Annotated in this window: 13 protein-coding genes and 1 other annotated feature; of the genes, 9 read left to right on the top strand and 4 right to left on the bottom strand. The window is 53.8% G+C overall.

The window, feature by feature from the left end:
• Nucleotides 1-130: 130 nt before the first annotated feature.
• The 6 genes from ACFX4U_RS22910 (at nucleotide 131) to ACFX4U_RS22885 (ending at nucleotide 6341) form a co-directional block, all read left to right on the top strand.
• Complete coding sequence (locus ACFX4U_RS22910; protein ID WP_313508414.1) at nucleotides 131-982, top strand: phage repressor protein CI; 852 nt, start codon at nucleotides 131-133, stop codon at nucleotides 980-982.
• A gap of 90 nt (nucleotides 983-1072) precedes the next feature.
• Nucleotides 1073-1591 carry a DUF2946 domain-containing protein gene (locus ACFX4U_RS22905; RefSeq protein ID WP_380218704.1) on the top strand — a complete coding sequence of 173 codons (519 nt, stop codon included), beginning with the start codon at nucleotides 1073-1075 and terminating at the stop codon, nucleotides 1589-1591.
• Between the two features lie 62 nt (nucleotides 1592-1653).
• On the top strand, nucleotides 1654-3015 hold the full coding sequence (locus ACFX4U_RS22900) for a PepSY-associated TM helix domain-containing protein (protein WP_313508418.1): 1362 nt from the start codon (nucleotides 1654-1656) through the stop codon (nucleotides 3013-3015).
• A gap of 183 nt (nucleotides 3016-3198) precedes the next feature.
• The gene (gene aroF, locus ACFX4U_RS22895; RefSeq protein WP_313508420.1) at nucleotides 3199-4269 is read left to right on the top strand and encodes a 3-deoxy-7-phosphoheptulonate synthase AroF; all 1071 of its coding nucleotides are present in this window, start codon (nucleotides 3199-3201) and stop codon (nucleotides 4267-4269) included.
• Nucleotides 4270-4278: 9 nt separating this feature from the next.
• The gene (gene tyrA / locus ACFX4U_RS22890) at nucleotides 4279-5400 is read left to right on the top strand and encodes a bifunctional chorismate mutase/prephenate dehydrogenase (protein ID WP_313508422.1); all 1122 of its coding nucleotides are present in this window, start codon (nucleotides 4279-4281) and stop codon (nucleotides 5398-5400) included.
• Between the two features lie 68 nt (nucleotides 5401-5468).
• Nucleotides 5469-6341 (top strand): SMP-30/gluconolactonase/LRE family protein, encoded by an 873-nt coding sequence (locus tag ACFX4U_RS22885; RefSeq protein ID WP_313508424.1) that lies wholly within the window; start codon nucleotides 5469-5471, stop codon nucleotides 6339-6341.
• Here the strand turns inward: ACFX4U_RS22885 and pheA are convergent.
• The 4 genes from pheA to bamD all read right to left on the bottom strand — a co-directional run bounded on the left by pheA (nucleotide 6338) and on the right by bamD (nucleotide 9107).
• Nucleotides 6338-7498: a bifunctional chorismate mutase/prephenate dehydratase gene (gene pheA / locus ACFX4U_RS22880; RefSeq protein ID WP_305735283.1), complete on the bottom strand. Its 1161-nt coding sequence runs from the start codon at nucleotides 7496-7498 to the stop codon at nucleotides 6338-6340. The genes ACFX4U_RS22885 and pheA overlap by 4 nt on opposite strands.
• Before the next feature lie 30 nt (nucleotides 7499-7528).
• Nucleotides 7529-7654, bottom strand: a sequence feature (Phe leader region).
• The gene (gene pheL, locus ACFX4U_RS22875) at nucleotides 7603-7653 is read right to left on the bottom strand and encodes a pheA operon leader peptide PheL (RefSeq protein WP_189660115.1); all 51 of its coding nucleotides are present in this window, start codon (nucleotides 7651-7653) and stop codon (nucleotides 7603-7605) included. It overlaps the preceding feature by 51 nt.
• A gap of 101 nt (nucleotides 7655-7755) precedes the next feature.
• Nucleotides 7756-8094: a ribosome-associated translation inhibitor RaiA gene (gene raiA / locus ACFX4U_RS22870; protein ID WP_017459960.1), complete on the bottom strand. Its 339-nt coding sequence runs from the start codon at nucleotides 8092-8094 to the stop codon at nucleotides 7756-7758.
• Between the two features lie 275 nt (nucleotides 8095-8369).
• Entirely contained in the window at nucleotides 8370-9107 is a 738-nt protein-coding gene (gene bamD, locus ACFX4U_RS22865) for an outer membrane protein assembly factor BamD (protein WP_097401783.1), read from the bottom strand.
• Nucleotides 9108-9238: 131 nt separating this feature from the next.
• On the opposite strand from bamD, the gene rluD reads away from it, so the two are divergent.
• The 3 genes from rluD to clpB all read left to right on the top strand — a co-directional run bounded on the left by rluD (nucleotide 9239) and on the right by clpB (nucleotide 13650).
• Nucleotides 9239-10219, top strand: coding sequence for a 23S rRNA pseudouridine(1911/1915/1917) synthase RluD (rluD, locus tag ACFX4U_RS22860; RefSeq protein ID WP_017459962.1), 981 nt, complete (start codon nucleotides 9239-9241; stop codon nucleotides 10217-10219).
• Complete coding sequence (gene yfiH / locus ACFX4U_RS22855; RefSeq protein WP_313508429.1) at nucleotides 10216-10947, top strand: purine nucleoside phosphorylase YfiH; 732 nt, start codon at nucleotides 10216-10218, stop codon at nucleotides 10945-10947. The genes rluD and yfiH overlap by 4 nt, the downstream gene beginning before the upstream one ends.
• Before the next feature lie 129 nt (nucleotides 10948-11076).
• Complete coding sequence (gene clpB / locus ACFX4U_RS22850) at nucleotides 11077-13650, top strand: ATP-dependent chaperone ClpB (RefSeq protein WP_313508431.1); 2574 nt, start codon at nucleotides 11077-11079, stop codon at nucleotides 13648-13650.
• The last annotated feature ends 183 nt before the right edge of the window (nucleotides 13651-13833 follow it).

Raw genomic sequence — 13833 nt, 5'->3', positions numbered from 1 at the left:
TTTTGCATCTGACATATCGCATTATCTCCTGTTGTTTAAAATGTACTGCGCAGCTGTGCTTTTTGGTCGATGCATAGCAATATAAATCGCAAATGCGATTGTGTAAATCACTTTTTCGATGTTGGTATCCATGAGTGAAAACAAGATGAGTGTTCAGGATGTGATTGAGCGCATTGCCGCGTCCTATTCCGTCTCCAGCCAGAAAGCCCTCGCTGAGGCGTTGGATGTGCCGGCGAACAATATCAGCAGCTGGATCCAGCGCGATAGCGTGTCGTATAAAGCGGTGGTCAAATGCGCACTCGACACCGGCGCGGATCTGCACTGGCTGGTGACAGGTGAATTTGCAAATGCGAAATCGACGGATAAGCCGGTACCGAAGGGCAAAGCGCTGTACGACGAAATTTTGTCGACCGGTGGGCGTCCGGTGCTGCGCCGTATCCTTGATGCCTACGGGTTCGAAATGCAAAAAGAGCTGGGGGATTTACTCGATATCTCTTCCGGCACCATCAGCACCTGGGTGCGACGCGAGTTTTTCCCTGGCGATGTGGTGGTGACTTGCGCGCTGGATACCGGCGTCTCTTTAGGCTGGCTGGCGACTGGCAAAGGCGAAATGTATCCCGCTGTGGCTGCGGGCGCAGCGCAAAATGACGCGGCGCTGAGCATTCCGAAATTTCGCCATGAGTCTGGCGAGCTGAAAGAGGCGGGTGTCTGGTCGCTGGATCGCAGTCTCGCGCCAGCGTCTACCGACGGTTTGAATTTTATTGAAGGGTTGAACGCGGGCTGGCTGGTGGATACCCGTGCGCAAAAAATTGGCAACGGCCGCTGGTTTATCAGCATTGACGATACGCTGGATGTGTTTGATGTGGTGCGTCTGCCGGGCGGTAAAGTGCGTCTCACCAACGGTGCAGTGGATTTTGAGTGTGCGGTAGCGGAGATCGTGCCGTATGGCGTGGTGGTCTTTACGCTCGAGAAACATGTCTGAGCCGCTGGCGCTGAGTCAGCAGAAAAACGACAAGTAAATTAACTTTCTGGTGATGTTTAATTTACAATGCCGCTTCGACCGGGAGGGGAAGTGGTGAGGAACGTTTTTCATCAATACGCAACACAACGCGCAGCCGCAGGGCTGGCGCTGTTTGCGATCTTGCTGATCCTCGTCGCGCCGCTGATTTCTGTTTCGCTGCAGCAAGACCCGATGAGCGCAATGCCCGGCATGCACCATGAGATGAGCATGCCGATGCATGCGCATCACGATGACACATCGCCGCCGACCGAGATGAGCATGCTGATGCATGCACATCACGATGGCACATCGCCGCCGGACGAAATGAGCATGCCGATGCATGCACATCACGATGTCGCAACGCAGCCGATGTCACATCCGCAAAGTATGCCGCTTGATCACGCCGAGGCCTGTGGCTACTGCGTATTGCTGGCACATGTTCCCGGTCTTATCTTCCTCGTTATTTTGCTGCTGCTCGGCCGTGTGCTGCGCATCCGTCTGGCCGCTGCCCGTCAGCCTGTTCAGCACTGGCACTTCTTTCCCTGGCTTTGCCCTGACACCCGCGCCCCGCCGCGCGTCTGCTTTTCCTGATCCTAAAAAATGTCCGTTCGCCTGTGCGAAACGGCAACCTTTTGCTATTTCTGAGGAAAAGTATGACAACCTGCACTCCCCGTGCGGCGTGGCTCAACGTGCTACGACGCCTGCATTTTTATATTGGCCTGTTTGTCGGCCCGTTTATTTTTGTCGCAGCTCTGAGCGGCACGTTATACGTGGCGACGCCACAGCTGGAAAACTGGCTCTATCACGATGCGCTTTACGGCGTGGAAGGGGGAACGCGACAACCGCTCGCCGAACAGATTGCCGTTGCTGAACAGGTGACCGGCGGTCATTTGCGTCTGCATGCGGTGCGCCCTGGCCTTACCGGGAGTGACACCACCCGCGTGATGTTTGCTGACCCGCAACTGGGGGCATCGGAGAACCGCGCGATATTTATCGACCCGGTGACGCTGCAAGTGAAAGGGGATATGACGGTCTACGGCACCAGCGGAATTTTGCCACTGCGCCAGTGGATTGACTATTTCCACCGCTCGCTGCTACTGGGCGATGTGGGCCGTCTGTACAGCGAACTGGCGGCGTCCTGGATGTGGGTTGCCGCGCTTGGCGGTATTGCGCTGTGGTTTTTTACCCGCCCGAAACGGCGTATCAATAACACTGTTCAGAATCATCGTCGCCTGCATGTCTCTTTAGGCTGGCTCTTGCTTATCGGGATGCTGCTGTTTTCCGCTACCGGGTTGACCTGGTCACAATGGGCGGGCGGCAATGTTGACAGCCTGCGTGCGGCGTTTGGCTGGATGACGCCGCAGGTCAATACGCAACTGCACGGTGTGCAAGAGATGACCGATCCGCATGCGGAACATCATATGATGCACGAGGGTATGAACATGCCGGATATGCAGCTGGATCGGGTGCAGTTCGACGACGCGTTACACAGTGCGCGGCAGGCCGGGATCGCCGCCAGCAAGCTGGAGATCCGCCCGCCACGCAGTGCGGATAAAGCCTGGACGGTGACGGAAATCGATCGCGGCTGGCCCACGCGTGTGGATGCGGTGGCGATTGATGGCAGCACGATGATGGTGGTGGATCGCACAAGGTTCACGGACTTTCCGCTGATGGCGAAGCTGACGCGCTGGGGCGTTGATTTTCATATGGGCATTCTATTTGGTCTGGCGAACCAGTTGCTGCTGATTGCCTTTGGCAGCGCGCTGTGCGTGATGATTGTGATTGGCTATCGGCTGTGGTGGATCCGCCGTCCGGCCAGTGCAAGCGCTAACCCGGCAAGTACGCTGCTGCATTGCTGGCTGAGTTTACCGCTGTCAGGACGGATAATTAGCGCGTTACTGGCGCTGTTGCTGGGGCTGGCGCTGCCTGTAATGGGAGCCAGTTTACTGCTGTTTATCCTGATTGATGCTCTGCGCTGGAAACAACATGCCAGACGCTCTGTCGTAACGTTGTAGCTGTAAAACGCTGCTGGGTGTAAAAATATAGTTACACTCAGCGCTGATTAAATGGCAATTAATTTGCAGTTGTAAAGTAATCGTTACGTTATGTGGATTGAAATCTTTACCAGCTATGGTATCGTTACGTCATCCTCACTTGAGGAACAACTATCGCAAACGAGCCATACAGGATTTTCGATCATGCAAAAAGACGCGCTGAACAACGTACATATTACCGATGAACAGGTGCTGATCACCCCGGATCAGTTAAAAGCGGCCTTCCCGTTGACTACCGAGCAGGAAGCGCAAATCGCCCAGTCCCGCCAGACTATTTCCAACATCATTGCCGGGCGCGATCCGCGTCTGCTGGTGGTCTGCGGTCCCTGCTCGATTCACGATCCTGAAGCCGCGATTGAATATGCCCGTCGATTTAAAGCCCTTGCCGCAGAGGTCAGCGATAGCCTCTATCTGGTGATGCGCGTCTATTTTGAAAAACCCCGTACCACCGTTGGCTGGAAGGGGCTGATTAACGATCCGCACATGGATGGCTCGTTTGATGTGGAAGCTGGCCTGAAGATTGCGCGTCGTCTGCTGGTTGAGCTGGTCAGCATGGGGCTGCCGCTGGCGACCGAAGCGCTGGATCCGAATAGCCCGCAGTTCCTTGGCGACCTGTTTAGCTGGTCGGCAATTGGTGCGCGGACCACAGAATCACAGACGCACCGCGAAATGGCTTCGGGTTTATCAATGCCGGTTGGTTTTAAAAACGGTACCGACGGCAGCCTGGCGACCGCTATCAATGCGATGCGCGCCGCTGCCATGCCGCACCGCTTTGTGGGCATCAACCAGGCCGGCCAGGTTTGCCTGCTGCAAACCCAGGGCAACCCGGATGGGCATGTGATCCTGCGCGGCGGTAAAGCGCCGAATTACAGCCCGGCGGATGTCGCGCAGTGTGAAAAAGAGATGGAACAGGCGGGACTGAAACCGTCGCTGATGGTAGATTGCAGCCATGGTAATTCCAATAAAGATTACCGTCGCCAGCCTGCCGTTGCTGAATCGGTGGTGGCGCAGATCAAAGATGGCAACCGTTCGATTACCGGTCTGATGATTGAAAGCAACATTCACGAAGGCAATCAATCTTCTGAGCAGCCGCGCAGCGAGATGAAGTACGGCGTTTCCGTGACCGATGCGTGCATCAGTTGGGAAGCGACCGAAGCGCTGCTGCGTGAAATCAATAACGATCTGCGTAACAGCCTGGCGGCGCGTTTTGCTTAAGAGGGTGTTATGGTTGCTGAACTGACCGCGCTGCGCGATCAAATTGATGAGGTTGATAAGGCGCTGCTGGACTTGCTGGCGCGCCGGCTGGAACTGGTGGCGGAAGTTGGCGAAGTCAAAAGTAAATATGGCTTGCCAATTTATGTACCGGAGCGCGAAGCGACGATGCTGGCATCGCGTCGCAAAGAAGCCGAATTACTGGGTGTGCCGCCGGATCTGATTGAAGATGTGCTGCGCCGCGTCATGCGCGAATCCTACTCCAGTGAAAATGACAAAGGGTTTAAAACCCTTTGTCCGGAACTGCGTCCGGTGGTGATCGTTGGCGGCGGCGGGCAGATGGGGCAACTGTTTGCCAAAATGCTCACGCTTTCTGGCTACCAGGTGCGCATTCTTGAGAAAGAAGACTGGGCGCAGGCTGATACGCTGCTGGCTGATGCGGGTATGGTGATCGTTAGCGTGCCTATTCACGTTACCGAGCAGGTGATCGCCAAACTGCCGACCTTGCCGGAGGACTGCATTCTGGTCGATCTGGCGTCGGTAAAAAGCGGCCCGTTACAGGCGATGTTGAGCGCGCACAAAGGGCCAGTGCTCGGCTTGCACCCGATGTTTGGCCCGGACAGCGGCAGCCTGGCCAAGCAGGTGGTGGTCTGGTGTGATGGTCGACAGCCGGAAGCGTACCAGTGGTTTCTGGAACAGATTCAGGTATGGGGCGCGCGTTTGCACCGCATTAGCGCAGTGGAACACGATCAGAACATGGCCTTTATCCAGGCGCTGCGCCACTTCGCGACCTTCGCGTATGGTTTGCATCTGGCGGAAGAGAATGTTCAGCTCGAACAGTTGCTGGCGCTTTCATCACCGATTTATCGCCTGGAACTGGCGATGGTCGGGCGCTTGTTTGCGCAGGATCCGCAGTTGTACGCCGACATTATTATGTCGTCGTCCAGTAACCTGGCGCTGATCAAACGTTACTACCAGCGTTTTGGCGAAGCGATTGGCCTGCTGGAGCAGGGCGATAAGCAGGCGTTTATCGACAGCTTCCGCAAAGTTGAACACTGGTTTGGTGATTATGCGCAACGTTTCCAGAGCGAAAGCCGGGTGTTGTTACGTCAGGCCAACGACAGCCGCCCGTAAATAAAAAAGCCGTTTATACTGAAAAGCCAGTGGTGACCCACTGGCTTTTTTCATTTAAGGGATGCGCAATGGCTGAGCTGCACACGCTGTTTGATTACACCGGGCATTTGCCGGAATGCCCCACCTGGAGTGACGCGGAGCAGGCGCTCTACTGGGCGGATATTATTGAAGGCGAGATCCACCGTTATCACTTATCGTCTGGCGAACATACGGTGCTGTCGTTTGCCGAAGAAGTGGGCTGCTTTGCGCTGCGTGAGAAAGGTGGCTTTATCGTGGCGATGCGTAATGCCATCTGGCTGACGGATGTGCGTGGTTTGCTGCGACAAAAAATATGCGATAACCCTTCAAACCCGCAACTGGCGCGTTTTAACGATGGCGGCACCGATCATCTTGGCCGTTTTTATGCGGGCACCTTCTGGGGGCCGGGCGATTATAACGGCGCGCTGCTGTTGCGCATTAATCATGACCTCACGCCCAAAGTGTTGCAGTGCGACATTCACGGTGCCAATGGTCTTGCCTTCAGCCACGATAAACAGTGGATGTACACTTCGGATACGCCGAACGCGGTGATTTACCGCACGCCGCTTGATGAGCGGGGCGAGCCTGGCAAACGCGAGGTTTTCCGCCGCTTTAACGCCGGGGAAGGCATTCCGGACGGTGCGGCGATGGATGTTGAAGGTTGTTACTGGAGCGCGATGTTTGACGGCTGGCGCATCGCGCGTTTTTCGCCACAGGGTGAACAACTCGAAGAGTACCGTTTGCCGGTACGCTGCCCGACGATGGTCTGTTTTGGCGGCCCTGAGATGAAAACGCTGTTTATCACCACCACCCGGGAAAATATGACGGCGGACGAAGTGGCGCAATATCCGCTGTCGGGGGCGATCTTCACCCTGCCCGTGGCGGTGGCAGGGATGAAGAAACCGCTGTTTAAAGAGGTTTAAGCCGGGTCGACCGGCACTACATTTTCGCTGGGGTAGCAACCGAGGACTTTCAGCGAACGTGCGGTGTCGGTGAGTTCACGCAGTGCCTTTTGCATCTGCACGGATTGCAGGTTGGCCTGCACATCGATGTAGAACATTTCTTCCCACGGGTTGCCATTAATCGGGCGTGATTCCAGTTTAGTCATGATCAAATTGTGGTTACGCAGCACCAACAGGGCTTCAACCAGCGAACCTGCTTGCTGGCCGGTTGCCATCAGCAGCGTGGTTTTTGCCGGCACCTGATCGGAAACATCAATGGCTTTACGCGCCAGCACCACAAAGCGTGTGATGTTCTGTGTCTGATTCGCCAGATTACGTTGCAGCACCTGCAAGCCATACAGCGCGCCACCGGCTTCGCTGCCCAGCGCGGCAACCTGCGGCGAATTTGCCTGCGCGACCTTTTCCATTGCGGCGGAGGTGCTTTCGCAATACTCAATTTTCCACTGCGGATAGCGGTTAATGAACTGACTGCACTGCTGGAAAGGCTGCGGGTGGCTGTAAACCGTGGTGATGTGTTCTAAATCGGTGGAGCCGGAAACCAGGATGCAGTGATCGATTGGCACCGTCAGTTCACCAACGATAGACAAACTGGTGTGCTGGAGCAGGTCGTAAACGTCGTTAATCGCGCCGGAGCTGGTATTCTCCAGCGGCACCACCGCGTAATCGGCCTGACCCGTTTCTACCTGGCTGAAGATATCGTGAAATTTCAGGCAACCGCTTTCAATGAACTGTTCAAAATGGCGCGCCGCGTACTGGCGGGCGGCCAGATGCGAGTATGATCCTTTTGGCCCCAAAAAGGCGATGCGGGCAGAGTGCGGGTTGATTTTATTCAGATGTTGCTGGAGCAGGGCTTGCTGAGTGAGAACGGAATCTTCGATGATCAACTGAAACAGGCGGGTGATGTAGTGGGCGTCCAGATGATGCGCTTTGCCGAGTTCTATTAGATGTTCGAGTAAATCACGTTCGCGATCGATATCGCGTACCGGGCGGTGCGAATCCAGCTTGGCTTTGCCGACTTCAACAGAGAGCTGGCGGCGTTCAGCCAGCAGCGTCAGCAACTGCTCATCCAGTGCGCTGATCTTTACGCGTAAATCCAGTAAGGGGTTTTCAGCCGTCATGTTGTTGCCTTTCGTCTTTAATTGTTATCAATAAAAAAGGCCTCCCGGTGTGGGAGGCCTTATTGTTCGTCTTCGCATTCTTTATCACAAAACGAATCGCCTCCCTAATTGGGGAAGGTAAAAAAGAATGCGAAGAAGAACGGAACAAGTTTCATGGAGTTTTCCTTTGTGCGACCGAAGTACAGTACCCGTACTGTTTTCGCTCTGTCAATAAAAAACGCGCCCGTGGGCGCGTTGGGATGGGCTCAATGTAGAGACTACTCTTCTTCTTCCTCAACGAAGCTTGTGTCTTTCACCGATGTTGCGGCGCGACGTGCTTCACCTTTGTGTTGCACTTTATTCAGCTGCCGTTCCAGCTTGTTAATCAAATCGTTGATGGCGGTGTACATATCTTCATGTTTCGCGCTGGCAACCAGTTGTCCGTTTGGTGTGCTGATGGTTGCATCGGCGATAAAGCCCTGTGGCTCTTTTGACAGGATGATATGCGGATTAATCAGTTGAGTTTGCCATTTATCCAGTTTGGCGAGACGGTCTGTGACATGCTGGCGGATTGCCGGAGTAATTTCCATTTGTTTACTGGTAATGTTCATTGTCATAAATTTTACCTCTTGTCTTTCCGTCTTGGTGATTTCAGCATACCGTCCACAATGTCAAAATGTGTGATTCAAATCACATTATTTTGTCACTTTTTGTCAATGAAAGGGTTTTGTGAGGCAGGGCAGGAAGAGGGCAAATTTACCTTGTCGAAGCCACAATTAGCAGTCATAGTTGATAGGATGGATTGCGGCTAAACCGCTTTAGTGATAGATAAAATGAATAAAAAAACGGCAGCCCGAAGGCTGCCGTTTGGCATTTAAGGTGATCAGGTCAATCAGGTTCGATTGCTGTTCGCTGCGATAATTTTCGCCACTTTATCCGCCTGCGCGTTGAGCTGCAGCTCACGATAGGCTTTTTCCATCAGCGGCAGCGCGTCATGGGTCGCTTTTGTATCCGGGAAGTCACGCAGCATACCTTCTACGCGGTTGGTTACGGCAACCCACGCACCGCGATCGGTGTAATATTCCGCGACCGACAGTTCATATTTCGACAGACGATCTTTCAGGAACACCAGGCGCTTGGTGGCGTCGGTGACATACTGGCTGTTCGGGTAGCCGCGCACCAGTTTGGAGAAGTCTTTGAATGCGTCGCGGGCATGTGCCGGATCGCGATCGCTACGGTCTACGCCGAAGAACCCTTGCAGAGCACTGTCATCCAGCGCCATGTTGGTCAGCCCGCGCATATACATTACATAATCAATGTTCGGGTGGGTTGGGTTCAGACGAATAAAACGGTCAATTGCGGCTTGCGCCAGCGGCAGATCGGCATTTTTGTAGTACGCGTAAATCAGATCCAACTGCACTTGTTGTGAGTAAGGACCAAACGGATAACGATTATCCAGTGCTTCCAGTTGCGTTATTGCCGCCTTCCAGTTACCGTCTTGCAGCTTTTGCTGAGCTGTCGCGTAGATTTCGTTTGGCGGATTATCAGGTACTTCTTCCTTTGAACCGGAGCAACCTGCCAAAGCCAGACTCAACGTGGCGGCTGCCACCAGATATTTCAAGCGCGTCATGACGTTTAGACTTTCCTCAGAATGTTTATGCGGGAGATTCTTTATTCCTGCTCCCGACTAAGACCAGCTACAATAGCACACTATATTAAACGGCGAAGCCGTAAAACCCAACGTTAACGAAGAAGCTGTATATGGCACAACTGGTACAACTCACCGCAACGGTATCCGAAAATCAACTCGGTCAACGCTTAGATCAGGCTTTGGCCGAATTGTTCCCGGATTATTCACGTTCGCGTATAAAAGAATGGATTCTCGATCAGCGTGTGCTGGTCAACGGCGTTGTCAGCGACAAGCCGAAAGAGAAAGTGTTGGGTGGCGAACTCATTGCTATCAATGCGGAAATTGAAGAAGAAGCGCGTTTTGAACCGCAGGATATTCCACTTAACATCGTCTATGAAGACGATGACATTATCGTCATTAACAAACCGCGTGATTTGGTTGTACACCCGGGCGCGGGTAACCCAGATGGCACTGTTCTTAACGCTCTGCTGCATTATTATCCGCCCATTGTGGATGTTCCGCGCGCAGGCATCGTTCACCGCCTGGATAAAGACACCACCGGTTTGATGGTGGTGGCGAAAACCGTACCCGCTCAGACGCGGCTGGTGGAGTCGCTGCAACTGCGTGAAATCACACGTGAATACGAAGCGGTAGCGATTGGGCATATGACTTCTGGCGGCACGGTGGAAGAACCGATCAGCCGCCATCCGACCAAGCGTACGCATATGTCTGTGCACCCGATGGGCAAACCGGCGGTGACTCATTACCGCATTATGGAGCATTTCCGTGTGCATACGCGCTTGCGTTTGCGCCTGGAAACAGGCCGTACGCACCAGATTCGCGTGCATATGGCGCATATCACTCACCCGCTGGTGGGCGATCAGCTCTATGGTGGCCGCCCGCGTCCGCCGAAAGGCGCATCGGACGAATTTATCGATGCACTGCGCAAGTTTGACCGTCAGGCTCTGCACGCCACCATGCTGCGCCTTTACCACCCTATCAGCGGTATCGAAATGGAATGGCATGCGCCGATTCCGCAAGATATGGTTGATTTGATTGATGCGATGCGCGCTGATTTTGAAACCCATAAGGACGATGTTGCCTGGTTATGACCAAACTGATCCTCCCGGACTGGCCGCTACCAAACGGTGTAGCGGCCTGTAGTTCGACGCGCGTCGGCGGTGTAAGCCTGCCGCCTTACGATTCGCTGAACCTTGGCGCGCACTGCGGAGACAATGCCGAGCATGTGGAGGAGAATCGCGCGCGCGTATTCGCGGCAGGCGGTTTGCCTTCGAAGCCTGTGTGGCTTGAGCAGGTTCATGGCACTGACGTGCTCGCACTCAGCGGTGGCCCTTATGTGTCGAAACGGGCGGATGCGTCATACAGCAACACACCCGGTACGGTCTGTGCGGTGATGACCGCCGACTGTTTACCGGTCTTGTTTTGTAACCAGTCTGGCACCGAAGTTGCTGCTGCTCACGCCGGCTGGCGGGGTTTATGCGCAGGCGTGCTGGAACAGACGGTTGCGTGTTTCGCCGATAAGCCGGGAAATCTGCTGGCATGGTTGGGTCCGGCAATTGGGCCGCAAGCGTTTGAAGTCGGTGCAGAAGTTCGCGAAGCGTTTCTGGCGCGCGATCCGCTGGCCGACAGCGCTTTTCTTCCTCACGGTAAAAAATATTTTGCTGATATCTATCAGCTCGCTCGCCAGCGTCTGGCGAGCTTAGGCGTCCATCATGTGTTCGGTGGCGATCGCTGTACTTTCAGCGATAAGGATAATTTTTTCTCATACCGCCGGGACAAGACGACCGGGCGTATGGCAAGTTTCATTTGGCTGATATAACCTAAAGAATCAAGACGATCCAGTACGCGTAGGTTTTCTTTCGCATAATTCAGGTCATTCACCTTGAATAATTGAGGGATGACCTCATTTAATCTCCAGTAGCAATTTTGACCTGTTATGGGAGGAGTTATGCGTCTGGATCGTCTTACTAATAAATTCCAGCTTGCTCTCGCCGATGCCCAGTCGCTCGCACTCGGGCACGACAATCAATTTATCGAACCTCTTCATTTAATGAGCGCCTTACTTAATCAGGAAGGCGGTTCGATTCATCCTTTATTAACCTCTGCTGGCGTGAACGCCGGTCAGTTACGCACAGCCATTGAACAAGCGCTGAGCCGCTTGCCGCAGGTGGAAGGCACCGGTGGCGACGTACAGCCTTCTCAGGACCTGGTGCGTGTACTGAATCTTTGCGACAAGCTGGCGCAAAAGCGAGGTGACAACTTTATCTCGTCGGAACTTTTCGTTCTGGCGGCGCTTGAATCACGCGGTACGCTGACGGATTTGCTTAAATCTGCTGGTGCGACAACCGCCAATGTGACCCAGGCGATTGAACAAATGCGTGGGGGAGAGAACGTGAACGACCAGGGGGCCGAAGATCAACGTCAGGCCTTGAAAAAATTTACCGTCGATCTGACTGAGCGCGCCGAACAAGGCAAGCTCGATCCGGTGATCGGTCGTGACGAAGAGATTCGTCGTACGATCCAGGTACTGCAACGGCGTACCAAAAATAACCCGGTGCTGATTGGTGAACCGGGCGTCGGTAAAACCGCGATTGTCGAAGGGCTGGCGCAGCGTATTGTCAACGGCGAAGTGCCGGAAGGGCTGAAAGGCCGCCGTGTACTGGCGCTGGATATGGGCGCGCTGGTTGCTGGCGCAAAATATCGCGGTGAGTTTGAAGAACGTTTAAAAGGTGTGCTGAACGATCTGTCGAAACAGGAAGGCAACGTCATTCTTTTTATCGACGAGTTGCATACGATGGTCGGTGCCGGTAAAGCCGATGGTGCAATGGATGCGGGCAACATGCTGAAACCTGCGTTAGCGCGCGGTGAGTTGCACTGTGTGGGCGCCACCACGCTGGATGAGTATCGCCAGTATATAGAGAAAGATGCGGCTCTCGAACGTCGTTTCCAGAAAGTGCTGGTGGCCGAGCCGACAGTGGAAGATACCATTGCGATTCTGCGTGGGCTGAAAGAACGTTACGAACTGCATCACCATGTGCAAATTACCGACCCGGCAATTGTTGCTGCGGCCACGCTGTCGCATCGCTACATTGCAGATCGTCAGTTGCCGGATAAAGCCATTGACTTAATTGATGAAGCTGCATCCAGCATTCGTATGCAGATTGACTCGAAACCGGAAGAACTCGACCGGCTCGATCGCCGTATTATTCAGCTCAAACTGGAACAGCGGGCGCTGATGAAAGAGTCCGATGAAGCCAGTATCAAGCGGCTCGAAATGCTTAATGAAGAGCTGGAAGATAAAGAACGCCAGTACTCATCGTTAGAAGAGGAGTGGAAAGCGGAAAAAGCCTCTCTTTCCGGAACCCAAACCATTAAGTCGGAACTGGAACAGACCAAAATCGCCATGGAGCAAGCGCGCCGTAATGGTGATTTGGGGCGCATGTCGGAACTTCAGTACGGGAAAATCCCGGAACTTGAAAAACAGCTGGCTGCCGCAACTCAGGCCGAAGGCAAAACCATGCGTCTGCTACGTAACCGCGTGACCGATGCGGAAATTGCAGAGGTGTTGGCGCGCTGGACGGGCATCCCGGTAGCGAGAATGATGGAAGGCGAGCGCGAAAAATTACTGCGCATGGAGCATGACCTCCATCATCGGGTAATCGGCCAGGATGAAGCTGTCGAAGCCGTTTCTAACGCTATTCGCCGTAGCCGTGCTGGGTTATCGGACCCGAATCGTCCGATCGGTTCGTTCCTCTTCCTCGGTCCTACCGGGGTGGGTAAAACCGAACTGTGTAAGTCTCTTGCGAACTTTATGTTCGATAGCGACGATGCGATGGTGCGTATCGACATGTCGGAATTTATGGAGAAACATTCCGTTTCGCGTCTTGTCGGTGCGCCTCCGGGATACGTTGGTTATGAAGAGGGCGGTTATCTGACGGAAGCGGTTCGCCGTCGCCCTTATTCCGTTATTCTGCTGGATGAAGTAGAGAAAGCGCATCCAGATGTGTTCAACATTCTGTTGCAGGTGCTGGATGATGGTCGTCTGACCGACGGACAAGGCAGAACGGTAGATTTCCGTAATACGGTCGTCATTATGACTTCCAACCTGGGTTCTGATTTGATCCAGGAGCGTTTTGGCGATCTGGATTACGGCCACATGAAAGAGCTGGTGTTGGGTGTAGTTAGCCAGAATTTCCGGCCGGAATTCATCAACCGTATTGATGAAGTGGTGGTGTTCCATCCGTTGGGTGAAAAACACATTGCTTCTATTGCGCAGATCCAGCTGCAGCGTCTGTATAAACGTCTGGAAGAGCGTGGCTATGCGGTTACCATTTCCGACGACGCGCTGAAACTGCTCAGCGCAAACGGGTACGATCCGGTGTATGGCGCGCGTCCACTGAAACGCGCTATTCAACAGCAGATTGAAAACCCGCTGGCACAGCAGATTCTTTCTGGCGAGCTGATTCCGGGCAAACCGGTGCAGCTCGTGGTGAAAGATGAGCGAATAGTGGCAGTGCAGTAAGTCACAAAAGAATAAAACGAGCCCTTTCGGGCTCGTTTTTGTTTGAAAACCAGGCAAAAATCAAACTTCTCAACCTAATTCGACTGAAAAGTGAGCGAACGATGACTTTTTTGAAATTAGGGGTTGTCAGCGGGAATTAACTCCCTATAATGCGCCTCCACTGACACGGCACAACGGCAAACA

Origin of the sequence: Kosakonia sp. YIM B13588, assembly GCF_042788165.1 — a bacterium.
Taxonomy (GTDB): Bacteria; Pseudomonadota; Gammaproteobacteria; order Enterobacterales; family Enterobacteriaceae; genus Kosakonia; species Kosakonia sacchari.
Note: the sequence above shows the minus strand (reverse complement) of the source record. Positions and strands in the feature narration are given on the sequence as shown.

Excerpts from the sequence above, each read along its gene's own strand:
- ACFX4U_RS22910 (WP_313508414.1), top strand. The coding sequence starts at position 131 with ATGAGTGAAAACAAGATGAGTGTTCAGGATGTGATTGAGCGCATTGCC.
- clpB (WP_313508431.1), top strand. The coding sequence starts at position 11,077 with ATGCGTCTGGATCGTCTTACTAATAAATTCCAGCTTGCTCTCGCCGAT.
- rluD (WP_017459962.1), top strand. The coding sequence starts at position 9,239 with ATGGCACAACTGGTACAACTCACCGCAACGGTATCCGAAAATCAACTC.
- bamD (WP_097401783.1), bottom strand. The coding sequence starts at position 9,107 with ATGACGCGCTTGAAATATCTGGTGGCAGCCGCCACGTTGAGTCTGGCT.
- raiA (WP_017459960.1), bottom strand. The coding sequence starts at position 8,094 with ATGACAATGAACATTACCAGTAAACAAATGGAAATTACTCCGGCAATC.
- pheA (WP_305735283.1), bottom strand. The coding sequence starts at position 7,498 with ATGACGGCTGAAAACCCCTTACTGGATTTACGCGTAAAGATCAGCGCA.
- tyrA (WP_313508422.1), top strand. The coding sequence starts at position 4,279 with ATGGTTGCTGAACTGACCGCGCTGCGCGATCAAATTGATGAGGTTGAT.
- aroF (WP_313508420.1), top strand. The coding sequence starts at position 3,199 with ATGCAAAAAGACGCGCTGAACAACGTACATATTACCGATGAACAGGTG.
- ACFX4U_RS22900 (WP_313508418.1), top strand. The coding sequence starts at position 1,654 with ATGACAACCTGCACTCCCCGTGCGGCGTGGCTCAACGTGCTACGACGC.
- ACFX4U_RS22885 (WP_313508424.1), top strand. The coding sequence starts at position 5,469 with ATGGCTGAGCTGCACACGCTGTTTGATTACACCGGGCATTTGCCGGAA.
- yfiH (WP_313508429.1), top strand. The coding sequence starts at position 10,216 with ATGACCAAACTGATCCTCCCGGACTGGCCGCTACCAAACGGTGTAGCG.